The 24,470-nt window shown below is 39.5% G+C and carries 22 protein-coding genes and 1 pseudogene; 9 read left to right on the plus strand and 14 right to left on the minus strand.

The features are described 5' to 3' along the window. Positions 1 to 82: 82 nt before the first annotated feature. The 7 genes and pseudogenes from adeK to MKL35_RS09615 form a co-directional block, all read right to left on the minus strand. Entirely contained in the window at positions 83 to 1,537 is a 1,455-nt protein-coding gene (gene adeK, locus MKL35_RS09585) for a multidrug efflux RND transporter outer membrane channel subunit AdeK (protein ID WP_002051147.1), read from the minus strand. Then, entirely contained in the window at positions 1,537 to 4,713 is a 3,177-nt protein-coding gene (gene adeJ / locus MKL35_RS09590) for a multidrug efflux RND transporter permease subunit AdeJ (protein WP_004885467.1), read from the minus strand. The genes adeK and adeJ overlap by 1 nt, the downstream gene beginning before the upstream one ends. 12 nt (positions 4,714 to 4,725) lie before the next feature. Further along, positions 4,726 to 5,976 (minus strand): multidrug efflux RND transporter periplasmic adaptor subunit AdeI, encoded by a 1,251-nt coding sequence (gene adeI / locus MKL35_RS09595; protein ID WP_002051558.1) that lies wholly within the window; start codon positions 5,974 to 5,976, stop codon positions 4,726 to 4,728. 24 nt (positions 5,977 to 6,000) lie between these two features. Beyond that, complete coding sequence (locus MKL35_RS09600; RefSeq protein ID WP_002051172.1) at positions 6,001 to 6,627, minus strand: phosphatase PAP2 family protein; 627 nt, start codon at positions 6,625 to 6,627, stop codon at positions 6,001 to 6,003. Between the two features lie 184 nt (positions 6,628 to 6,811). Next, on the minus strand, positions 6,812 to 8,872 hold the full coding sequence (locus MKL35_RS09605; protein WP_270913503.1) for a site-specific recombinase: 2,061 nt from the start codon (positions 8,870 to 8,872) through the stop codon (positions 6,812 to 6,814). A gap of 14 nt (positions 8,873 to 8,886) precedes the next feature. Beyond that, positions 8,887 to 9,864 (minus strand): All-trans-nonaprenyl-diphosphate synthase, encoded by a 978-nt coding sequence (sdsA, locus tag MKL35_RS09610; RefSeq protein ID WP_032010148.1) that lies wholly within the window; start codon positions 9,862 to 9,864, stop codon positions 8,887 to 8,889. 46 nt (positions 9,865 to 9,910) lie between these two features. Then, positions 9,911 to 10,210, minus strand: a pseudogene (locus MKL35_RS09615) (hypothetical protein). Between the two features lie 96 nt (positions 10,211 to 10,306). Here MKL35_RS09615 and rplU point away from each other — a divergent pair. The 7 genes from rplU to MKL35_RS09650 all read left to right on the plus strand — a co-directional run bounded on the left by rplU (position 10,307) and on the right by MKL35_RS09650 (position 16,130). Continuing rightward, positions 10,307 to 10,618, plus strand: coding sequence for a 50S ribosomal protein L21 (gene rplU, locus MKL35_RS09620; protein WP_000271409.1), 312 nt, complete (start codon positions 10,307 to 10,309; stop codon positions 10,616 to 10,618). Between the two features lie 18 nt (positions 10,619 to 10,636). Then, positions 10,637 to 10,894, plus strand: a complete 258-nt coding sequence (gene rpmA / locus MKL35_RS09625; protein WP_000201632.1) for a 50S ribosomal protein L27 — start codon at positions 10,637 to 10,639, stop codon at positions 10,892 to 10,894. Positions 10,895 to 11,134: 240 nt separating this feature from the next. Continuing rightward, positions 11,135 to 11,830, plus strand: a complete 696-nt coding sequence (gene lolA, locus MKL35_RS09630) for an outer membrane lipoprotein chaperone LolA (RefSeq protein ID WP_002051355.1) — start codon at positions 11,135 to 11,137, stop codon at positions 11,828 to 11,830. A gap of 132 nt (positions 11,831 to 11,962) precedes the next feature. Further along, complete coding sequence (locus tag MKL35_RS09635; protein ID WP_004885474.1) at positions 11,963 to 12,751, plus strand: RsiV family protein; 789 nt, start codon at positions 11,963 to 11,965, stop codon at positions 12,749 to 12,751. A 118-nt stretch (positions 12,752 to 12,869) separates the two neighbouring features. Beyond that, entirely contained in the window at positions 12,870 to 14,141 is a 1,272-nt protein-coding gene (gene serS, locus MKL35_RS09640) for a serine--tRNA ligase (RefSeq protein ID WP_004712237.1), read from the plus strand. Between the two features lie 67 nt (positions 14,142 to 14,208). Continuing rightward, entirely contained in the window at positions 14,209 to 15,582 is a 1,374-nt protein-coding gene (cysG, locus tag MKL35_RS09645) for a siroheme synthase CysG (RefSeq protein ID WP_032010150.1), read from the plus strand. Between the two features lie 74 nt (positions 15,583 to 15,656). After that, entirely contained in the window at positions 15,657 to 16,130 is a 474-nt protein-coding gene (locus tag MKL35_RS09650) for a tRNA (cytidine(34)-2'-O)-methyltransferase (protein WP_002051239.1), read from the plus strand. 60 nt (positions 16,131 to 16,190) lie between these two features. On the opposite strand, the gene MKL35_RS09655 is transcribed toward MKL35_RS09650, so the two are convergent. After that, positions 16,191 to 16,571, minus strand: a complete 381-nt coding sequence (locus tag MKL35_RS09655) for a winged helix-turn-helix transcriptional regulator (RefSeq protein ID WP_032010152.1) — start codon at positions 16,569 to 16,571, stop codon at positions 16,191 to 16,193. Between the two features lie 114 nt (positions 16,572 to 16,685). Between MKL35_RS09655 and MKL35_RS09660 the strand changes: the two genes are divergently transcribed. Then, on the plus strand, positions 16,686 to 17,246 hold the full coding sequence (locus MKL35_RS09660) for a flavodoxin family protein (RefSeq protein WP_002051305.1): 561 nt from the start codon (positions 16,686 to 16,688) through the stop codon (positions 17,244 to 17,246). A gap of 37 nt (positions 17,247 to 17,283) precedes the next feature. On the opposite strand, the gene MKL35_RS09665 is transcribed toward MKL35_RS09660, so the two are convergent. From MKL35_RS09665 to rpoD, 6 genes are all read right to left on the minus strand, one after another. Beyond that, positions 17,284 to 18,669 (minus strand): APC family permease, encoded by a 1,386-nt coding sequence (locus MKL35_RS09665; protein ID WP_081404379.1) that lies wholly within the window; start codon positions 18,667 to 18,669, stop codon positions 17,284 to 17,286. 264 nt (positions 18,670 to 18,933) lie between these two features. After that, a complete protein-coding gene (locus MKL35_RS09670; protein ID WP_032010158.1) occupies positions 18,934 to 20,118 on the minus strand; it encodes an iron-containing alcohol dehydrogenase in 1,185 nt (394 codons plus the stop codon). A 1-nt stretch (position 20,119) separates the two neighbouring features. Continuing rightward, positions 20,120 to 20,653, minus strand: coding sequence for a hypothetical protein (locus MKL35_RS09675; RefSeq protein WP_002051257.1), 534 nt, complete (start codon positions 20,651 to 20,653; stop codon positions 20,120 to 20,122). 80 nt (positions 20,654 to 20,733) lie between these two features. Beyond that, positions 20,734 to 21,387, minus strand: coding sequence for a lipoyl(octanoyl) transferase LipB (gene lipB, locus MKL35_RS09680; RefSeq protein ID WP_032010160.1), 654 nt, complete (start codon positions 21,385 to 21,387; stop codon positions 20,734 to 20,736). A gap of 183 nt (positions 21,388 to 21,570) precedes the next feature. Then, positions 21,571 to 21,858 carry a YbeD family protein gene (locus MKL35_RS09685; RefSeq protein WP_002051390.1) on the minus strand — a complete coding sequence of 96 codons (288 nt, stop codon included), beginning with the start codon at positions 21,856 to 21,858 and terminating at the stop codon, positions 21,571 to 21,573. Between the two features lie 97 nt (positions 21,859 to 21,955). Next, a complete protein-coding gene (rpoD, locus tag MKL35_RS09690; RefSeq protein ID WP_016803849.1) occupies positions 21,956 to 23,842 on the minus strand; it encodes an RNA polymerase sigma factor RpoD in 1,887 nt (628 codons plus the stop codon). 358 nt (positions 23,843 to 24,200) lie between these two features. On the opposite strand from rpoD, the gene MKL35_RS09695 reads away from it, so the two are divergent. Beyond that, positions 24,201 to 24,407: a PA3496 family putative envelope integrity protein gene (locus MKL35_RS09695; protein WP_000099358.1), complete on the plus strand. Its 207-nt coding sequence runs from the start codon at positions 24,201 to 24,203 to the stop codon at positions 24,405 to 24,407. The last annotated feature ends 63 nt before the right edge of the window (positions 24,408 to 24,470 follow it).

The following is a 24,470-nucleotide window of genomic DNA, read 5'->3' on the forward strand; positions in this document are numbered from 1 at the left end:
GGTTTCAAGATAAAAAATATTCACATTGGTTGCAATAAAAAAGCCCACCGAAGTGAGCTTTTATAAGAATGTGATTTAAAGCTTATTGCTTTTTCAGTTCAGCACTTGATGGTTGATGTACCACTGTATCTGAAGTGTTTGCTTTTAAACCGCCACCTAGAGTTTTATATAACTCGATTTGGTTGTTTAAGTTTGCTTGTTGAAGCAATAACAAACCTTGTTCAGCTGAATAAGATGAACGTTGTGCATCAAGAACTGTCAAGTAACTATCAATACCTGCACGGAAGCGGGCATTTGAAAGTGTGTAGTTGCGGTTAGTTGCTTCTACTAAACGTTGTTGAGCTGTTAAACGTTCACCAATGTTGGCACGTGTCGCAAGTGCATCATTAACTTCACGGAATGCAGACTGAACTGATTTTTCATAATCAGACAATGCAATTTTCTGATCGGTTTCAGAAATTTTTACATTGGCACGACGAGTACCCCAGTCAAAGATTGGTAAATCTAAGCTTGGACCAATTGACCATGCAAAACCACCAGACTTAAATAGATCACTTAAGTCAGTTGATGCATAACCTGCTGAACCCGTTAAGCTAATGGTTGGGAATAAACGTGCTTTTGCTGCACCAATATTCGCACCCGCAGCGCTTAAGTTATATTCGGCCGCTTTTACATCTGGACGGTTATTTAACAAATCACTTGGTAAACCAGCAGTGAATACATTTTGTTGAGCAATACGTTTCACAGGCTGTGTCGGTAACAAGTTTTGTGCAACTGGTTGGCCTACAAGTAAGTTCAACAAGTTTTGTGCTTGAGCAATTTGAGTTTTGTAGTTCGCTACATCGTTACGCGCAGTTTCTACAGAAATCTGTGCCTGACGTAATGGAACTTCACTGTCGATACCTACATCAAAACGTTTTTTGTTGAGATTGTAAGAATCTTGCTGTGCTTTAAGTGTTTGCTCTGCAAGTCTTAAATTCGCCGTTGCAAACGAATAGTTTAACCATGCTTGAGCAACTTGACTGATCAAACTGATTTGAGTCGAATCACGTGCACTTTGTGTTGAAAGGTAATTATCTAAAGCAGCGTCTTTTAGACTACGAACACGGCCCCAGAAATCAAGCTCATAAGCAGTTACACCCAAACCTACTTGGTAAGTAGAGTAGGGGTTATTCGGATCACGACTTGGCGTAACCTGACGAATTGCACTACCACTTGCTCCGATTGTTGGAAGCTGGTTGTTCTTCGTAATCTGATACTGCTCTTGAGCACGTTCAATATTGAGCGTTGCTTTACGTAAATCACGGTTATTCGCAAGAGCCAAGTCGATTACTTCAAGCAAACGTGGGTCAGCAAAGAACTGTTTGTAGCCCTGTTCAGCAATAGATGTACCAGAAGCGCTGTTATATGCATAGCTCTGTGGAATATCGGTTTTCACGACTGGTTCTGGGCCGCGCATGCTTTGACAAGCTGCCAAAGCAAGCGCAAGTGCAGATACCGCAATGCTACGACCTGAAATAGACCATACTTTTTGCATCACGATTTATGCTCCTGAGTGTTTATGGTTTTTGGTTTGTACTTAAAGATACTACGAATCCACACATAGAATACAGGGATAAAGAAGATACCTAAGAATGTCGCGCTGAGTACGCCACCAAGTACACCGAAGCCTACCGAGTGCTGACTTCCTGCACCAGCACCTGTTGAAAGTGCAAGTGGAAGTACACCAAAACCGAAGGCAAGGGTTGTCATGATAATTGGACGTAAACGCATTTTTGCAGCATGTAAGGTTGCGTCAAGTAGATCTTCACCTTTCTCTTGCAGCTCTTTTGCGAACTCAACAATCAAGATCGCATTTTTTGCAGAAAGACCAATTACCGCAATAATCGCTACCTGGAAGTAAATGTTATTCGAGAGATTTGGATCTCCTTTAATAATCATACCCAAGTAAGTCAATACGATCGCACCAATGACACCAAGCGGTACCACAAGTAAAACCGAGAACGGAATTGACCAGCTTTCATACAATGCAGCCAAGCAAAGGAATACGATTAACAATGAAAGCGCATATAAGAATGGCGCTTGAGCACCAGACTCACGTTCTTCAAGTGATAAGCCTGTCCATTCATAGTCGAAACCTTGTAAGCCCATAGATGGTAACTTACCAATAATTTCTTCCATTGCTTTCATGGCATCACCAGAACTCACGCCAGGTGCAGGTGTACCTTGAATGTTAACCGATGATACGCCGTTATAACGTTCAAGACGTGGAGAACCATATGTCCATTTGCCAGTAGCAAATGCCGAGAATGGAACCATCTCACCTTTGTTATTACGTACATACCACTTGTTTAAGTCTTCAGGCATCATACGGCTACCCGCATCACCTTGAACATAAACTTTTTTCACACGACCGCGGTCAACGAAATCGTTAATGTATGAACCACCCCAAGCAATACGCATTGTATTGTTGATGTCAGCAATGCTAACACCCATAGCACCAGCTTGAGCCTGATCTACATTAATTTGATATTGAGGCGTATCTTCTTGGCCATTTGGACGTACACCCATGAGGCGTTTATCTTGCGATGCCAAGCCTAAAATAGTGTTACGTGCTGCAATTAGTTTCTCATGGCCTTGACCACTTGAATCTTTAAGCTGCAAGTTAAATCCGGCAGTTACACCCAATTCAGGCATTGCGGGAAGCTGTAACGGCATAACATATGATGCATCTTTAATGATCATGTTTAATGCCATACCACGCTTAATTAATGCGCCGATTTGGGTTTCCGGTGAAGTACGTTTGCTCCAGTCTTTCAACTTAACGAAGCCAATACCAGCGTTTTGACCCACACCTGTGAATGAGAAACCAGAAACAGTGAAAATTGATTCTACTGTGTCTTTTTCATTCATAAAGAAGTTTGTCATGGTGTCAATCACTTTACCTGTACGGTCAAGCGTTGCATTTGGTGGTAATTGAACAAGTGTCATTACAACACCCTGATCTTCTTCTGGTAAGAATGAAGATGGGAGTTTTTGGAACAAGAAGACTAAAAGGGCAACTACAACAGCGTACAGCACGCCAGAGAAGATTTTACCTTTAAGCATGCGGCTAACACCATTTTGGTAGCTGTGCGACATGCGGTCAAAACCATTGTTAAAGCTTCTAAAGAAACGCGCGAAGATATTATTGCTTGGTTCTTTATTTGGATCATGCTGTTTTAGAATAGTCGCACAAAGTGCAGGTGTGAACGTCAACGCTACAATTAACGACAGTACCATTGCAGTTACAAGGGTAATCGAGAACTGGCGGTAAATTACACCTGTTGTACCACCAAAGAAGGCCATTGGTACGAATACCGCTGTCAATACACTGGTAATACCCACTAACGCACCAGAAATCTGCTGCATTGAGCGTGAAGTAGCCGTAACCGGATCAGTATGATCTTCACTCATTACACGTTCAACGTTTTCCACTACAACAATAGCGTCATCGACCAGAAGACCGATTGCCAATACCATAGCGAACATGGTTAAGGTGTTAATTGAGAAGCCAAAAATATTAATAACAGCAAATGTACCTAATACAACCACTGGAACTGCAAGCGTTGGAATAATCGTTGCGCGCCAGTTTTGTAAAAATAGGAACATGACAATGAATACCAAAATCACGGCTTCAATTAATGTGTGTACTACACTTTCAATTGAAAGACGGATAAATGGAGTCGTGTCATAAGCTAGTTTATCTTGTAAACCTGCTGGATAGTTCTTACGTAATTCAGATAAACGTTGTTCAACAGCAGCTGCCGTATCCAGTGCGTTAGCACCTGTAGCAATTTTAATTGCAAGACCACCTGCTGGTTTACCATTAAATTTCGAGTCGAACTGATAGTTATCCGAACCTAACTCTACGCGAGCCACATCTTTTAAACGAACTTCAGCACCAGATGCTGTGTTCTTTAAAAAGATATTTCTAAACTGCTCAGGAGTCTGTAACAAGCTTTGAGCATTCACTGTTGCGTTAAGTACTTGACCTTGTACAGCAGGCGCACCACCTAACTGACCTACAGCAACTTGCGAGTTTTGTGCTTGAAGCGCAGTCGCAATATCACTAGGAGTGAGCTGGTAACTTGTTAACTTGGCTGGATCGAGCCAAATACGCATTGCGTATGAACCACCAAAGACCTGAACTTCACCCACACCAGCAACACGGCTAAGCGGCTCTTTAATTGAAGAGTTTACGTAGTCTTTAATGTCTGAGTCTGAAAGGCTGTTATCTGGTGAATAAAATGCAATAACTTGTAGGAAGCTTGCACCAGATTTAGTAACTGTTACACCTTGACGTTGTACATCTTCAGGTAGAAGCGCAGTTGCAGATTGCAATTTATTCTGAACCTGAACTTGTGCGATATCAGGGTCAACACCTTGTTCAAAGTTTAATTGAATAGATGCTTGTCCGTTACCAGCACTGTTAGAAGAAATATAACGTAAACCATCGAGACCATTCATTTGTTGTTCAATGATCTGGGTTACGGTGTTTTCAACTGTTTCAGCCGATGCACCAGGATAAGTCGCAGCAATGGTGACTGTCGGTGGTGCAATCGTTGGATACTGTGCAATAGGCATTTTTGTTAGCGTGAGAATACCCGCCAACATAATGACTAATGCAATCACCCACGCAAATATGGGGCGATGAATAAAAAATTGTGCCATTCAATCTACCCCTTATGCATTTGAAGCTGCTTTCTGTTCTGCTTGAGGTTTACCTGATTGAGCCGGTTTCGCAGCATTTGGAGCTGCACCTTGAGGATTTGCTGGTTGAGCTTGATAAGGTTTTGCTGTTACTTGTTGCCCTTCTTTGACTTTGGCAACGCCATCAACAATGACTTTATCGCCAGCTTTTAAGCCGTTAGTCACAATCCAGTTTTGTCCTTGAACACCTGAGGTTTCAATTGGACGACTCTCAACAGCCCCTTTGGCATTAACAAGCATTGCTACAGCTTGACCTGTAGGTAAACGTGTAACCGCAGCTTGAGGAATCAGATAAGCGTTTGGAACAACACCCTGAACAATTTGTGCAGTGGTATACATACCCGGAAGCAATAAATGATTCGGGTTAGAGAATACGGCACGTAAAGTAATTGTTCCTGTATCTTGGTTTACAGAAGCGTCAGAGAAAGCAAGTTGGCCTTCGATCGGGTAGGTAGAACCATCTTCAAGCTTTAATTTTACTTTCGTATTGTTACTGTTGTTCAAACTGCCTTTACTTAATTGTTGACGTAAACGTAACAACTCAGCGCTAGACTGATTAATATCAACATAAATTGGATCTAACTGTTGAATCGTCACTAACGCATTAGTCTGATTTGCAGTAACTAAAGCACCAGCCGTTACTGATGAACGTCCAGATTGTCCAGAAATAGGAGAGCGAATTGTAGAATAACCAAGATCTACATTTGCATTTGTTACTTGAGCCTTAGCTGCTGCAACTTGTGCTTCTGCAACATTAACTTGACCAAGTAAGTCATCATATTCCTGTTTAGACACAGCATTACTAGAAACAAGTTGTTTATAACGATTTAACTTGGTACGTAGTGAAGCTAGATTTGCCTGTTGTTGTAGGAGTGATGCTTTTGCATTTTCTAACGTTGCACGGTTCGTTCTAGAGTCGAGCTCATAGAGTGCCTGACCTTCACGAACATAACTTCCTTCAGCAAATAAGCGCTTTAAAATCACGCCACTTGTTTGAGGACGAACTTCAGAAATTTGATATGCTGAAGTACGGCCTGAAAGCTCAACGCTTTGTTCAACACTTTGTGGTTGAGCAACAATAACACCTACTTCTGCAGGCGGCATTTTCTGAGCAGCAGCAGCTTGCTGTTTCTCATCGGAGCCTTTGCTACAACCAACAAGTGCGATACTTGTTGCTAATGCGCAAGCAGTAAGGGCTGGTGCCCAAAGCTTAGCCGACATCATTGTTCCACCTCGTTTAGATAAAATCTAAAAATATATTTGTTTTCTACTTAACCTACTTTGTGTTTGTAATAACCAGAGCCAAAGCAGTGCAATCCAAATAAAACCAATGCCCCAACCAGCGAGTACGTCTGTTGGGAAATGAACTCCTGCATATATTCTTGAAAGCCCCATACACACAAACCAAAGACAGGAGATCAAAACAATATAAGGAGAGTTAATGTTGTGCTTACGGCATAACATAATCATTGCCAGACAAGCTAGTGTTGATGCATAAACACTATGTGCACTTGGGAACGATGCACCATAACTTTCAACAATATGATATGCCTCAGGAGGTCTAGGCCGATTAACACACCATTTGAGCAGCCAACCAATGGTGATACTGCCAAAAACTCCCAAGCTAATGAAAATAACAGTAATATATTTTTTATACCATGCTAAATATACACATATTAGAAAGGATAAAAAACATACAAAAGGCATGCCGCCTATGCGTGCAAGAAAGGTGGTTATAGTATTAAGATAATCTAAACGATGGTGACTCAATGTTTGAACGGTGAGCAAGTCCAAAGATTGAAGACTTGGCACAAATAGACCAAGAATACCTAATCCTAAAAAAACGCAACCAATACAAAGCAATAGATAGGGCATATACACACCTTTGCTTATTCATGTAGTTTTCTACTACTGAACGCCGTTGAAAGTGTACTTGCCAGTACACTTTTTTTCAAGCCTGATAGATCATCGTAAATTCATTTTGAAATTTTTTTAACATTTGGAAAAACAATCACAACAAAATTGACGAATATCACATTTTGTGTACAAAGCTAAACAGTTAGTGTTCTGCTTTTTTTCCACTATTGGCTTGGGCATTTTCTTCTAATTCTAAAGGCTGTTTTGGAGGCCAGAAGAAGTCGCTCGGACGTGTAAGAAAATGGGTCATGACCAGTTTAGCCAAAGGTTTCCATTGTTCAAAGCGAACTCGGCGTGCGCGTAGAGCCACAATAATCGTTAAAGTAAAACTCACAAATAAGTTCGTGAGACCGATACAGAGTACGCCTAAAAACGAAACTATAATCAAGCCAATATCTGGACTACCGTTTATGGTCATTAAACCTTGAATAAAGTTTGCTGATGCAAAGGCAATATGTCGAATATCTAGAGGTAAACCTAAAATAAAACCTATTGTTCCCATACTTCCTAGCATGACACCAAATAGAAAGTTACCTGCAAGTGCACCTAAATTACGTTCAATATATTCTGCAAAACGATTAAGACGTTCTTGTCCAAATAAATTGCGTAGTCGGCGATGAGCTTTTAAACGCGGCCCTACTTTTCGGTAAACTGCCATGTTATCGAAGTAACCAGCAATCAGGCCTGATAAAAACAAGCAGACTCCCGCAATTGCTGCATGAGGAACAGCTAACGACATAAAAGGATTTAGACTATGTAATAAATAGGTTGCTTTGGTATGGGTTAATAAGGGCTCATCAAGATAGAACTGCCAAGCAAAGGTAATGAGGGCAGCGGTAGGAATCGCAATCGAGATATTCCCCAAAATAGCAATAAACTGAGTTCGAATAATATTTATAATAAGCGCTGCTAATTCTGCAATTTGTGCAGTTTTAGAACCTTTACGTTGCTGTACAGTTGCAGCGAGTGCAGCAGCGGTCATTGCTGGCTGTTTTGTTGCAACGGTAAAGTGCAATACGTGAATCAGAATAAAGCCAAGTGAATAGTTCATACTGAACGTAAAGGCTTGCATGAGTGGCGCCATCGTCATTCGTGCAGCAAGAATCTTTAATGTTGCCATACAGGCAATAATGACACCTGCACCGGCAGCGGCTTTGTACATTCCCCAAAAGCCTTTAGTGTCTGTACTTACATAGTGCTCACCGGTACGGCTCGCATTTTCTGTGACTTGAAAGGCAATAAGCTCACTAGTTGTGCTAAGTAAAGAACGGACGCTTTTTTCACTATAATGAGCTTTAGTTAAGTCCGAAATTAAGTTTCCTAAAGAAACGTAACGTCCTTCGCTGTTATCAACAACCAAATAGAGCAATAATTCAATTCGGTCTAAACATTGTTCAAGTAAGGACAATAGATATGTCAAACTTAAACTAACACCAATTCTTTTTGTGGCTCGACGTATCTTTAAAACGACATCCCGACATTGTTCCAACATTACAAATGCTTGAGATGCATCTGGAGGTACAGTTACCACAGTGTCATCTTGAGAAATATCTTGTTTTTTATATTTTTCGATAAACTCAATAATTTCACGATTCTGTACTAAAAACGGCGATTCATATTCAGTTAGCTCAGGCTGAGCATTAATAAATTCAGGATAAAGCCCAATACCACTAATACGATAAGATAGAACCGTAATAGCCTTTATCATTTCTCGCTGAATGGCATGTTTTTCTTCAATATTACTATTACTTTGCCCAATTAGACCGAATAAGGTTGCCCAGTCCTTGTCATCAACATTGTTTAACCAGACTGAATCACTTTCTAAATAGAAAATTTTTCCAATCAAAATTTTGAGTTGGCTTGCATCTTCAATAAGCGGTAGAAAATGGCCGCCAAGTCTTTGCCCAAGCTGGTTCCAGAAACCATCTAAAGACAAAATACCGCTATCTGCATATAAGCTCACTTGCTTATATTGATTAATTAAACGTAATAAAAAGGTTTGTAAAAGGGCAGGAGCGGTAGGAGTAAGTAATAAGCTGTCAATAAATGCTTGTATTTTTTGCTCTATCTCATCCGTATCGTGAGGATCGGATGGCCGTAAGGCATTGACTAAGTCAATGAGGATATTTTCGTCGATAACAGCTTGAGGGTTTTCAAGCTGTTTCTGGATTTTTAAAAAATGATCTGAAAAATTTATATGCATAGGCAAAATAATATCTACTGTATTCGATGTAATGCAAGCCGAGTGAGGTTAATCAATGCTTGGCGATAAGGTGTATCAGGCAAGATTGATAAGGCTTGCAGTGCTGCTTCTGTTTCTTCTTGGGCACGGCGCTGGCAATAATCTAAAGCACCAGACTTTTGCACAATTTCAATTACTCTGGTTAATTGGTCAACCCCACCTGTCGCAATACTACGACGAATAATGGCGTGCTCTTCACCAGCTGAATGTGCTAATGCTGAAATTAACGGTAAAGTCGGTTTACCTTCCATTAAATCATCACCAATATTTTTACCTAATGTTTCAGCATCTGAAGTGTAGTCTAAAATATCGTCAATAATTTGGAATGCATTTCCGAAATGACCTGCAAATAATCTTAAAGGTTCACGATAAGCTTCTTGTCCCGCCAAAATGGCAGCACCTTCAGTTGCAAGTTCAAATAAACGAGAAGTTTTCCCGTGAATAATTTTTAAATATGTTTCTTCGGTTGTATCTGGTTGATGCTGAGATTGAAGCTGTAATACCTCCCCTTCAGCGATTTCACATGTACCTGTTGAGAAGTCTTTTAATAAGGTCATGTTGTTTAAATCAACTAATAAGTCAAAAGCACGGGCAATAAGGAAGTCACCCACTAACACGGCAGTTTGATTATTCCATGTTGCGTTGGCAGTAGGGCGGCCACGGCGAAGACCTGATTCATCGACTACATCATCATGCACTAAAGTTGCGGTATGAAGCATTTCAATAATGGCAGCCAAACGCTGTGCATGTTGCATATTGTCGAGGCCACAAGCGCGTGCTGCAAGTAAGCACATGATTGGGCGCATACGTTTGCCGCCAGCTTCAACAACATGTTTACTCACTGACATGACCAAGCCGACTTTTGAGCTAATTCCTTCATTAATCAAGTGATCCATCGCAGCAAAGTCTGTAGCAACAGGAGCGAGAATGTCTTGCTTAAAATCGATGACCATATGAAGAAAAACCCCGTATTGGTTATAAGTGGCGTTAGTGTATCAATTAAAAGTGCATTAAACAGGGAAACAAGCAATTGATATGAATCATTTGTATGTTCATGAAGAGTTCTTTGTTCTTTATTTCGGCAAAACGGTGTGTTTCCGATAAAACAATAAATTTTAATGACGTCAACATGAATACAGCTTGTTCTTGTTGCAAGTTGTGTTTGGAACTGTATTTTAAATTTCATTCAGAATCAATGAAAAGTACTAAATTCGAATTTAAGCTGTTTTTATTATGTAAGAATAGCGGTCTCTATTGCCCAGATAAAGATAAAGCACTTGTCGTTTGATCAAATTTCACTTAAAATCTGTCGCCTTGTATAACCCCAGTGGCGTTCGTTTTAAGATCGATATATCCCTTTATCGGCACGACGACACGGGCTGATTGGAGTACGTTATGTACGCAGTAATCCAAAGCGGTGGTAAACAGCACCGTGTAGTTGAGGGTGAAACCCTTAAAGTTGAATTATTGAAGGCTGAATCTGGCGCAACTATTACATTTGATGATGTATTAATGGTTGTAAACGGTGACAACATTCAAATCGGTGCTCCAGTTGTAGCTGGCGCTAAAGTAACTGCAGAAGTGATTGGTCATGGTCGTCACGACAAAATCCGCATTATCAAAATGCGTCGTCGTAAACACTACCGTAAGCAACAAGGTCACCGTCAATGGTTCACTGAGTTGAAAATTACTGGTATTTCAGGCTAATCACGAGGAGTAAGAGACATGGCAACTAAAAAAGCCGGTGGATCGACGAAGAACGGTCGTGATTCAAACCCAAAAATGTTAGGTGTTAAAGTTTACGGTGGTCAAACTGTAACTGCTGGTAACATCATCGTTCGTCAACGTGGTACAGAATTCCACGCTGGTGCAAATGTTGGTATGGGCCGTGACCATACTTTATTTGCTACTGCTGACGGCGTAGTAAAATTCGAAGTGAAAGGTCAATTTGGCCGTCGCTACGTAAAAGTTGAAACTGTTTAAGTTTTAGCTTAAGAAAAAGCCCACATTTTGTGGGCTTTTTTTATGGAATTTCATTAATTTTATCTTCATCATGATGAATGAAATTCTACAAACTATATGAACAACATAACAAAATATCTTATTTTCTCAATGATTAGCACAGAGTTTGTCGGTTAATATGAGTCTTGAATGAAGAGCTTGTTTGGCTGAGTTAAATTAAAAGCGAACAAGTTATCTTACAGCAACTAAAAAGGTGATGACATGAATATGCTTCGTAAAACCATGTGTGCTATTACACTCAGCGCCTCAGTGCTTGCTCCTGTAATGAGTACTACAGCGTTTGCTGCACCAGTAGCAGCACCGGAGCAACAGGCAATTGGGAACCTGGTAAATCAGTTATCAGGATTACAGCGTTTAACTGCTGATTTTGAACAAACAACCAAAGCAAATACAAAAGCTGTAGCACAGAAAAAAGGTCTAGGTGCTCAGCATATGAACCAGACATTTAAAGGTTCAATGAAAGTTGAACGTCCGGGGAAATTTTATTGGGAAACTGTGAGTCCGTCTAAACAAACTATTGTGACAAGTGGTAAAACAGTATGGATTTATGACCCTGATTTACAGCAAGCTGTACGTCAAAGCTTAGATTCGCAAGTAGCCGATACTCCAGCTTTATTGCTCTCTGGTAATACTAGTCAAATCATGAAGTCTTACCGAGTGACTCAGCCAGATAAATCTAAATTATATTTCACTTTATTCCCGAAAAAAGAAGATGGAGCTTTCCAAAGCTTAACTATTAGTTTTGGTGCCAACAAAGCACCTACGTTAATGGTATTACAAGATTCTTTAGGTCAAACCACTTACGTGAAATTTAATAATGTAAAAGTGAATGCCTCAATTCCAGCTTCAACTTTTAATTTTACACCACCAAAAGGCACAGATATTATTGATCAATAATTATTGTGCTTCGTTAAGAAAGCCACCTAAAAGGGTGGCTTTCTTTTTATATATCAATCCTAGATACATTTTTTAACCCCGTCTTATTCCTACGCTTTGTATAGTGATAAAACAGATTACACGGGGATTAACATGCGACTTTACGATAAGAAAATTATTTTCATTCTTCCTATGGTGGCTGCCATGGCGGCAGTAAGTGGTTGTCAGCCAAAATCTGCAGCTAAAGATGAGCAACCTGCATCTAGTGCTTCAGTAAAAGAACAAAAACAAGCAGAAGTTCCAGTGATTCAGGCAAAAGTAATTCCAGTCAAATTACCAAAATCTAAAGTTTGTCTTGAAGATGGCTGTACTGAATATGATTTTCAGACAGTACAAACCAACCAAAAATGGATTAATGATTATTTTACGAACCGTATAAAAAAAGCAGATCCGAATGCTTTTGCAAACTTGGCTGATAAACCTGTAGAGGTACCAGAAGGGGAGCCGAGCTCAAGTCAAAGTGCAATTTATGTCCGTTATTTGGGACAAAATTATAATCTTGCAACCTTTGCCTTACAGACATACTCATACTCTGCGGGTGCAGCACATGGCATGTCTCATCAAGAATTTGTAAATTTTGATTTATTAAATAAAAAACACATTACTGTTGCGGAACTCCTTAAGCCAGATGTTGAAAAGCAACTCGTTGATGCACTTTTTGATGCGAATACGAACTGGCTTCAAGACCACAATATTAGCCGTGAAAAACTGCAACTAAGTGATAATTACTATTATGGTGCCAATGGGATTGTTTTTGTCTATCCTGTCTATGAATTAGCTTCTTATGCAGAAGGAATGACTGAATTAATACTGCCATATTCTGAGGCAGCCAAGTTCATTAAACCTGAGTATTTACCGAGTGTGCCAAACTACAACATGTAAAATATGAGGTCTCTTCTTAGAATTGTGTGAAAGCTATTCGATATGAAGATGATCACTATATTTTTTAGTGTTAAGGGCTTACACTATAGCCAGTTTTTTACCCATATTATGATTAATTATGATCGACCCTAAGTTACTCAGAAATAATATTGAAGTCGTTAATGCAGCTTTGGCAAAACGTGGTGTTCAGTTAGACGTTCAAGAATGGGCGTCTTTAGAGACTCGCCGTAAAGACTTGCAATCAAAAACTGAAAAGTTACAGGCAGAGCGAAATGCCGGTGCTAAACAAGTGGGTCAGATTAAAAAATCCGGTGGCGATGCTTCTGAAATCATGGCACGCATGCAGGCGATTGGTGATGAGATTAAAGCAGCTGAAGTTGCTTTATCAGAACTACAAAACGAGATTGAGCAAAAAGCACTTAGCATTCCAAACTTACCGGATGAATCTGTGCCAGCTGGTAAGGATGAGAGTGATAACGTTGAAATCTCAAAATGGGGTACACCTCGTCAGTTCGATTTTGAAATCAAAGATCATACTGATTTAGGCGAGTGGATGGGTGGACTAGAGTTTGAAACTGCGACCAAACTCACTGGTTCACGTTTCAGCGTATTGAAGGGGCCTTTAGCGCGTCTACAACGTGCTTTAACTCAATTTATGCTTGATACCCATACTCTAAAGAATGGCTATACTGAAGCATACGTGCCTTATTTGGTTAATGCTGACTCACTTCGTGGGACAGGACAATTACCAAAATTTGAAGAAGATTTATTTAAACTTCAAGGCGAAAAAGAATACTACCTTATTCCTACAGCTGAAGTTCCTGTCACAAACTTTGTTCGTGATGAAATCATTGACGCAGACCGTTTACCATTAAAATATGCAGCGCATACACCATGTTTCCGTAGTGAAGCTGGTTCTTATGGCCGTGATACACGTGGTTTAATCCGTCAGCACCAATTTGATAAAGTTGAAATGGTGCAAATCGTTAAACCAGAAACGTCTATGCAGGCCCTTGAAGAACTTACCGCACATGCTGAGGGCATTTTGCAGGCACTTGGTTTGCCATACCGCAAAATTTTGCTCTGTGGTGGTGATATGGGCTTTGGTGCGATGAAAACTTACGATTTAGAAGTATGGGTTCCAAGCCAAAATACATATCGTGAGATTTCAAGCTGCTCTAATATGGGTGATTTCCAAGCGCGTCGTATGAAAGCACGCTTCCGTATGGATCAGAAGAAGACTGAATTAGTGCATACACTAAATGGTTCAGGTCTTGCAGTAGGACGTACTTTGCTTGCAGTAATGGAAAATTACCAACGTGAAGACGGCTCAATCGAGATTCCAGAAGTATTACGCCCATATATGGGTGGTGCAACTTTTATTGACTAAACTTTGCATCTAAATTGTGCACGTTTTTTGCTTAAACATAATCAGATGATTGATGTAGAGGTTTAAGGTGGATATTTTTCCAATCTCTTTGAAGTTGCAGCAGCAACGTTGTCTGATTGTGGGCGGAGGGCATATTGCTTTACGCAAGGCGACTTTATTAGCTAAGGCAGGAGCAATAATAGATATTGTTGCTCCTGAAATTGAAGAGCAGCTTTTGCAATTAGTAACAGCAACAAGCGGTCAGCATTTTGTTGAAGTTTTCTCTGAAAAGTTTTTAAGTACACCATATCGACTCGTCATTGCCGCGACCAATGATCCGCAAGTCAATAAAACAGTCTTCGAACAATGCGAAGTACGTAATTTACTCGTAAACAGTGTTGACGATATTCCACATTGCCGCTTTATGGTTCCTGCGATTATTGACCGTTCACCTTTAGTGATTTCGGTTGCTTCAAATGGGACGTCTCCTGTTTTATCTCGTCAAATCCGTACACAGTTAGAGACATCCATTCCGCATGGAATAGGGAAGTTAGCGGAATTTTCTGGAAAATGGCGAAATCAGGTTAAAGAAAAAATTTCTAATCCTGATGAACGCCGTATTTTTTGGGAAAACTTGTATGCAAGTCCCTTAAAAGAGCAGGTTTTTAACGATAATTTAAATATTGCAGATAGCATGCTTGAACAAGCATTGCAGGAGTGGAAAGCACCTAAAGGTGAAGTTTATTTGGTGGGTGCAGGTCCAGGTGATCCTGAACTGCTTACCTTAAAAGCTTTGCGTTTAATGCAACAAGCTGACGTAGTTATTTATGATCGTTTAGTATCTCAACCCATTTTAGAATTATGCCGTCGAGACTCGACAAAAATATATGTTGGTAAAGCTCGCTCAAATCATTCTGTTCCTCAAGACGGGATCAATGCTTTACTCGTTGAATATGCTCAACAAGGAAAGCGTGTTTGTCGTTTAAAAGGCGGTGATCCGTTTATTTTTGGGCGTGGTGGCGAAGAGATTCAAGAATTGTTCCAAGCTGGTGTACCATTTCAGGTGGTTCCAGGCATTACGGCAGCGTCAGGCTGTTCAGCTTATGCTGGTATTCCGCTCACTCATCGTGATTATGCGCAGAGTGTACGTTTTCTAACTGGCCATTTAAAAGAAGGCTCTCCTGAGCTTCCTTGGAATGAGTTGGTATATGAGAACCAGACTTTAGTTCTTTATATGGGCTTAGTGGGCTTGGAACGTATTTGTGAGCAATTAATTGCACATGGACAGCGTCCAGATATGCCAGTTGCATTAATTTCAAAGGGTACAACCCCTGAACAAAAGGTTGTGGTGGGGTCACTTGCTGATATCGCATCTAAAGTGACAGAACATCAAATTCATGCGCCGACTCTCACGATTATTGGTGAAGTCGTACGTCTGCGTGAACAGTTACAGTGGAACTAGTGGGCTAATAATTATCTTTGATCAAGTTAATGATTGCCTGAGCTAACCAACAAGTAATTTAAGTGAGTAATTAAGTGATTCATGTTGTTCTATACGAGCCTGAAATCCCTGCGAACACGGGGAATATTATTCGTCTATGTGCGAATACAGGGGCTCAATTGCATTTGGTTAAACCTTTAGGTTTTGAGCTTGATGATAAAAAGCTTAAACGTGCAGGGCTTGATTATCATGAGTGGGCAAGAATGCAGATTTGGGACAATATTGAAGCATGCCTTGCAGACTTAAAGTCAAAAGGTGTTGAGCATGTCTTTCCTCTAACGACAAAGGGTTCTGCAACTCCGCATACAGTTGATTTAAACCGACCTGTGGCTTTACTGATGGGGCCAGAAACACGTGGCTTGCCTGAACATGTGCGTTTGATGTTCCCTCAAGAGCAGTGGATTCGCTTACCAATGGCGGAAAATTCTAGAAGTTTGAATTTGTCTAATGCGACTGCAGTGATTGTTTATGAAGCATGGCGTCAGCAAGGTTTTAAAAATTTAGGTTAGTTTCATCAATACAAAAAAATAAGGTCCTTAGTGGCCTTATTTTTTTGATCTAATTTTAATTTAAGCTTGTTCTAGTACTTTTTCATCATAGATGATTTGTGCTGCTAAAACTTGTTCGATGTTTGTCTCAGCCCATTCTTTTAACTGGAATGCCATTGAAGCGACATTTTGGCCTAATGGTGTAAGTGAATAGTCAACACGAATAGGTGAAGTGTCTTGAATCTTGCGTTCGATAAAGCCATCTCTTTCTAGCATTTTTAACTTTTGTGACAAGACTTTAGGTGAAATACCCTGAATATTCTTTTTGAGCAAATTGAAGTGCTGTGTTTCTTCTTCAAGAATGTTTAAGATGAGTAAAACCCACTTGTCTGCAATTTTTTCAAAAAATAAACGAGCAGGGCAATGTTGTTGAAAAATATTGTATTTTAGACATTCATTCATACCATTTACCTACTTATTTCTAAAAAAATATACTAGTTACCAAGTGGTAACTAATTGACACCTAGTTTCTAAAATATATCATAAAATGGAATTTAATAAAACACAGGTTCTTCCATGTCTAATTCTAATATTGCGGTTGTATATTTCTCTGGTTATGGCCACACGAAAGTAGTTGCTGAAACTTTTGCTAATGAAATTAATGCTCAACTTATCCAGATTGATCAGGAAGGTAATATTACTGAGCAAGATTGGGAAACATTAAACAATGCAAAAGGTATTGTTTTCGGTGCTCCAACTTATATGGGTACAGCACCATGGCAGTTTAAAAAATTTGCTGATGCAACTTCAAAAGTTTGGTTTACACGTGGTTGGGAAGATAAAGTATTTGCAGGCTTTACCAACAGTGCAAGCCTAAATGGTGATAAGCAAGTTACGCTTATTCAATTACAAACTTTAGCATCACAACACGGTGGTATTTGGGTGAGCTTAGGTCTATTGCCAGCAAACACTAAAAACGCAAAACGTGAAGATGTAAATAACTTGGGTGGCTCGGTAGGTCTACTTGTTCAGTCGCCATCAGATGCAAGTGTAGATGAGATTCCAACAGGGGATTTGGAAACAGCAAAACTTTATGCAAAACGCGTACAAGGTATTGTAAATAAAATATTTGGATAATAAGTCCATAAAAAAGGCGCTTTAAGCGCCTTTTTTATTATTCATGCTCGTTGTGTTGAGGAGCATTGTATTTAAAGCCTTTGGTTTTGTAAGCAAGATAACCTACACCAACCACTGCCCAAGCCAAGCCGATTTGTAAAGCAAGCTTGTCGATCTCCAACCACATTAGGAACACGCTGGCAAAGCCAAGCGTTGGTACGATAATGTAATTAATAATATCTTTAATAGATTTGTTTTTACCATCTCTAAGCGCATAACGCGAAATTACAGAGAAGTTCACAAAACTAAAAGCAGTTAAGGCCCCGAAACTAATTAAGTTAACAATATGTTCAAGGTCTAAAAAGCCAGCAGATAATGCAACTATACCAACAATAAGAATGTTGTAAGTTGGTGTATGTAGTCTTGGGCTAATATGACCAAATAACTTTTTATTGATAACCCCATCACGACCCATTACATACATTAAGCGAGATACGCCAGCGTGTGCTGAAATACCTGATGCCATAACTGCAACTACAGCAAAATATAAAACTAACGTTTTAAAGGCAATACTGCCAATTGCTGCAACCATCACAGGTTGTGATTCATCTAAAGGCTTAAAATAAGTATTTGGGTTACTTGGAAAATATAACTGGATAAAGTAAGTACTTATAATAAAGATGACACCAGCAAGTAATGCTGTTGAGAAAATCGCTTTTGGAAGCGTTCTTTCAGCATCCTTTGTTTCTTCGGCAAGTGAAGATAAAGCATCAAAACCTGTGAAAGAGAAACAAAGTACCGTTGCACCACCAATCAAAGCACTAATAGAAGTCATATCATTCCAAAAAGGAGTGAGTGACCATAATTCAGCTTTATCCGGATTTAGCGTACCATCGGCATATACACCTTGGGTAAGCAAGGTATACACTTGATAAACAAAGTAAAAGATAACACCAAGTTGAATAACTACGATTGTACTGTTAAAACGAGCAACGAAACGTGCGCCGAATAAGTTAATAACAGTCATTAATGCAGTTAGGCCAATTACCCATAACCAATTATTTACTTCTGGAAACAATGCTCTTAAATAAATATCGGCCAAAATGATATTGACGAGTGGTGAAAGTAAATAGTCTAGCCAAGATGACCAACCCACCATAAAACCAACATTAGGGTGAATTGACTTTTGGGCATAGGTGTATGCTGACCCTGACGAAGGATAGCGTTTGATCATGTGTCCATAACTGATCGACGTCAATAAAATTGCAACTAAGGCAAAAATATAAGAAGTAGGTACATGACCACCACTTCGTTCTGATACTAAACCAAAAGTATCAAATAAAGTTAATGGCTGAATATAAGCTAAACCAATAATAATGATGTGCCATAGCACAAGATTCTTTTGGAGCTTAGCTGTTGGTTTAGTCCCAGATAAGTTTGTCAACGGCGTTATCCTCATAATCGTTGATCAAGGATCAGCTTGGTGTTAAGGATCGTTTGAGACGAACGATCCCCCCTACATAAAAGATAAAGTGCGCCAATCTATCCTAAATTGATGCAAATTGTCAGTACTTTCGTGGATTTTTTAGCAAATTTTTTGCCATATTTCCAAAGAAAATGATGAATAAAAATTCATAGATATAAAAAAGGTCTGATTTGTCATAAAAATCAGACCTTTAGTTTTTTCTTTAGATAGCTAAAACTTAAGTTACCAAGCTTTTTGTAAGATCTCTCGTAGATCTTTTAAGCTTGCTTCTTTAGGGTTGTAAATAATAGAGCCATCATTTAGTGCTTTTTCTGCAACTTCATCAAGTTGTGCTTCAGTAACCTTACCAGTTTCGCGCAAGGTACGTGGTAACTTGGTTAAGCTAAATAAACGATCACGCATTGCTAAAATAGTTGTAATTGCTCTATCTGCACGTTGGGTTGCTGGAGTTTGTGCATAGATATCTGCACCAGCTAGAGGTAATAGTAACTCACCAATTTTCTGACCATTTACTTGTTTGTTGTATTCAAGCACATAAGGTAAGAATAGGTTCATACATAAACCGTGGGGCAGGTGAGCAACTGCACCTAATGCATGCCCTAACGAGTGCACAAGGCCTACCATCGAGTTAGAAAATGCGATACCTGCCATTGTAGAAGCTTGTGCGAGTTCTAAACGGCCTTGCGAGTCATTTGGATTTTCTAAAACATTAAATAAATTTTCACTAATCTTTTTGATACCCGCACTTGCATAGGCATCACTGAGTGGATTAGCTGCCATGCAAGTATATGCTTCAACACAGTGTGTTAACGCATCCATACCAGTCATTGCCGTCAAGTGAGGTGGTAAAGTTAATGTCATACGTGGATCTAAGATTGCAGCATGTGGCATTAAATAATATGAAGCAAATGCCAATTTCACATTCTTTTGTGTGTCAGAAACCACAGCAACCATAGTCACTTCTGAACCTGTACCTGATGTGGTTGGAATCACAAAAAATGGCTTTAATGGTTTTGGTAGGTTATGTGCACCAGAATATTGAAGAAGGTCATTTCCACCTTCAGAGACTAAAATATTGGTTGCTTTAGAGGTATCAATAACAGAGCCACCGCCAACAGCAATAATCGCGTCACACTTATTTGTACGATAAGCTTCTGCTGCAAGACGAACTACTTCAAGACTTGAGTCTGGTGGAACGTCATCAAAAACATGACCAATCACAGCATCAGTTGTGCTGAATGCAGCTTCAATCGGGTTGAGTAAGCCATTTGCGCGAACGCCTTTATCGGTAATGATAAGAGGACGCTTTGCACCTAAAGTCGCAAGTTCAAACGGAATATGTTCTAAAGCAGCATTACCAGCAATGACTTTTACAGGACAAAAGAATTCGTAATATGGTTTAGCCATGTTATGCGCTCCGCTTGAAGTAAGACTTAGCTACTTTTAAATAAATGTTTGCAGCTTCGTTGAATTTTTCTTTTAGGGTGAGTTCGGTTGGGTATTCTTTAACTGCGAGTGAAGCTACCAATTTCGGTAAAATGAGAGATTCCATTTTGTTTAGGCAGCGTACTAAACGAATTGCTGCGGATACGTCACCATCGGCAATCATTCGATCATTTGCAAATGCTTGAGCAGTGCTTTCCTGAAATGAGAAAACCAGAAATGCATGGGTTACATGCTTAAATGTAATGGTTAAATCAGGCTTTTTTTCTGCTCTTTTCAGCAGTTCTAATTGTTTGTTCTCTGTCACTCGGGCAAAAAATGCTGGTCCATTTGGGAAGACATTCATTGAAAGTACAAAGTGAACAGGAAATTTGGACACTTCCTCTTGTATTTCACTATCTACTTGACTCGCCATCACTAAGCCACGACCAACAACATCCATCATGAGCTTAACGTAGGCAAGTTGCAGAGTGGGCTTTACAGCTTTTGTCGAAATCACTTGCTATCCCTTCTTAAAATTATGCAAAAGCAAATTTAGAGTAATTACTCTAATCTATTTTTATTCCATCTCAAAATCATTTATTCAATTTTGACTTCAGGGTCATTAAAGTACCCAGAGCCCTTAATATACTCAATAAAGTCCTGACAAAGTTGCTCAAATGATGGATATGGAGTCACTAAATCTTGTATGCGAACCATTTCTAAACCTGCATAACCACAAGGGTTAATAGTTTGAAAACCAGTTAGAGCACAGTCCAAGTTTAGGGCTAAACCGTGATAACTACGACCACGACGAATTTTGAAACCTAAGGAACCAATTTTTCTATCATTTACATATACGCCTGGAGCATCAGGTTTTGCATATGCTTCAACATTATATTTCTTTAAAACATCAATCATAAATTGTTCAGCAAAACTAACCAATGTACGTACATTCCACTTTAGCCGATTAAGATCAAACATAAAGTAAGCAACCAGTTGGCCTGGTCCATGCCATGTCACTTGCCCACCACGGTCAGTTTGAACGACAGGAATATTCGATGGAATTAGAATATGCTCTGGTTTTCCAGCCTGTCCTTGAGTAAGGACTTCGTGATGCTGGAGCAACCACAGCTCGTCTGCTGTGTTTTCATCACGTTGATTGGTCAGGTTCTTCATCAATTCGAATTTGCTTTGATAATCTTGTAAATCGTTCCACTGACGAATAATCAAAGTGGGTTTATCAAGGCTCATTAAACATTTTCCTGTGCGATGTACTAAACAGAAGGGCAGTCTCACAATATTAAGTTATGAGAATATGCTCTTGATGAGTTTAAAGTATTTTGCTTAAACGATTCTAAATATTTGTGATTATTTATAATAAGGTTGTTATAAATAAAAATGCCATGACATTAAAGTTGTCATGGCATCTTAAAATTAAAGTGCAGTTCTTATTTGCGGACAAGCAGCCAAGTCTGCATACAAAGCATGAACTTGTTCCAATTCATCAAAGCGTAATTGTGCGGTTAATGAATGGTATTTGCCTGTACGAGATTCTTGTACTTTTAACGTTGATTGGTCAAAGTCAGGAAAATGTTTTACTAGAATATCAACTACAGCTATACGTAATTCTTCACCCGCATCGCCAATGAGTTTAATTGGATAGTCCATTGGAAATACCCAAAGGTCTTCACGGAGTTCGCGAGATGGAGTGCGGTCTAACATAAGTAACCTCATCATGTGAAACGCCTGCATCATCGCAGGCGTTTGTAGCTCTTTCTATTAAATGGGGACTAGTGTCGAAATTTCAAGATTTCAAAACTTAGTCATTCTCTAAGAAAGAACGCAAGTGTTCAGAACGAGAAGGGTGACGTAATTTACGTAATGCTTTCGCCTCGATTTGACGAATACGTTCACGTGTTACATCAAACTGTTTACCCACTTCTTCTAAAGTATGATCGGTTGGCATATCGATACCAAAACGCATTTTTAATACTTTAGCTTCACGTTCAGTTAAATTTTCTAGAACTTCACGAGTCGCTTCTTTTAAGCCTTCTGAAGTCGCAGCATCAATTGGAGAAGTGATGTTCTGGTCTTCAATAAAGTCCCCAAGATGCGAATCTTCATCATCACCGATTGGAGTTTCCATTGAAATTGGTTCTTTAGCAATTTTAAGAACCTTACGAACTTTGACCTCATCCATTTCTAAACGTTCACCTAACTCTTCTGGAGTAGGTTCACGGCCCATTTCCTGTAACAATTGACGAGAGACACGGTTAATCTTGTTAATCGTTTCAATCATATGTACAGGAATACGAATCGTACGTGCTTGGTCTGCAATAGAACGGGTAATTGCCTGACGAATCCACCAAGTTGCATAAGTCGAGAATTTATAACCACGACGGTATTCAAACTTGTCTACGGCTTTCATCAAACCAATGTTCCCTTCTTGAATCAAGTCAAGGAACTGTAAACCACGGTTGGTGTATTTTTTCGCAATCGAAATTACCAAACGAAGGTTAGCTTCTACCATTTCTTTTTTCGCACGACGTGCTTTGGCTTCACCAATCGCCATACGTTTAGAAATATCTTTAATTTCAGCAACGCTTAAATTAAGTTCTTTCTCAATATCTGCAATTTTTTGCTGGAATGCTAAGACATCTGGACGAACTTTTTCTAAATGAGCCTTGATTTCTGCAGGAGCTTTAGCAATTTGTTCATCTAACCAAGCTGGATTAGATTCGTGTTTAGGGAAAGATGTACGGAATTGAGTACGATCCATACGGCCACGACGCACTGCATAACGCATAATTTCACGTTCGTTGGCACGGATTTGCTCGTGAGTTCCGCGAATCATTTCTGAAATGATGTCAAATAAACGTGGAGTAAATTTAAACATCATGAATACAGTTGCTAAAGACTCAAGAGCTTCATTTGCTTCAGGGCTATTACGGCCATGTTTTTCAATCACAGCTTTAGTTTGAGCCCATGCAGCTTCTAATTCAGCAAAACGAACTTTTGCAACTTCAGGGTCTGGGCCTGAATCACCTTCAGAGTCGTCATCACCTTCAGACTCTTCTTCTTCATCGTCATCATCAAGCTTAACTTCTTTCGTTGACTTTGTAGATGATTCGTCTTCTTCCTCAAGCTCTTCAACTTCTTCTAAAACTTCAGGAATATCTTCATCAGTTTCAGGATCGAGGTAGCCAGATAAAATATCGGCAAGACGGCGTTCGCCAGTTAAAAAATCATTATATTCTTTTAATACAACTTCAACAGCATTTGGCCAGTAAGCGATTGAGTTTAGGACATCACGAATCCCTTCTTCAATACGTTTGGCAATACTGATTTCACCTTCACGGGTTAATAGTTCTACTGTTCCCATTTCACGCATGTACATACGTACAGGGTCTGTCGTACGTCCAGGCTCATTTTCAACAGATGCAAGTACGGCAGCAGCTTCTTCTTCAGCAACTTCATCAGTTGCGTCAGCTGATTCGCCGAACATGGTATCGTCAGATTCAGGTGCACGCTCGTGTACAGGAATACCAACGTCTTGAAGCATCTGGATGATGTCTTCAATCTGTTCGCTTTCAGTAATCGAGTCCGGCAGATGATCGTTAACCTCAGCGTAAGTTAAGTAACCTTGTTCTTTGCCTCGGCTAATCAGAGCCGCTACTTGAGAAGTAGGGGAATGCATATCGCTCATCTTTGCTTACTCTTTGTTGAATCTGTGGCAGTGAAAAACCGTGCATGATAGCACAATTTGCTTGAAATGTTTCGGCTTTGATCGGTGACCGTTAAATAAAAAATATCTTTGAATTCACGACTATTTTTTGAATATTGGGCTAAAATCATTTTTTTCAAGTTTAAATCATAGAAAAATTTGTAGAAATCTTCGATTATCAAAAGACTGTGCTGTTTTATAAATACACAATTTTTTGGGCGAAAAAAAGTACAAATGAGCAATTAAATGAAAAAAATATAAATAAAACTTGACAAGGAAAAGTAAGACAGATAAATAGCGGCTAGACCCATTCACATTTTTTCATTATGAGGTAGTTTTAGTGTCTTCTACAGATTTTGAACTAGATGATAACTACGGCGATGATGATGATGTCGGTTTTGATGAGTCATCAGGCAAAATCAGTGCAAAAGAATCGTTGGAAAAACGTAGATTAATTGATGATCTATTGGCACAGCGCCGTTTAGAGCGTGAGTTAAAAGATTTCGATTATGATTTAGACGATGATGATCTTGATGATGAAGACTAATCAAAACTAAATAGGGCATCGTCGGCTTAAGTGCTATGCTATCGTCAATTTCTTTTTAAAGTC

Source organism: Acinetobacter sp. AOR41_HL, from assembly GCF_027854645.1.
In the GTDB taxonomy this organism is placed as follows: Bacteria; Pseudomonadota; Gammaproteobacteria; order Pseudomonadales; family Moraxellaceae; genus Acinetobacter; species Acinetobacter nosocomialis.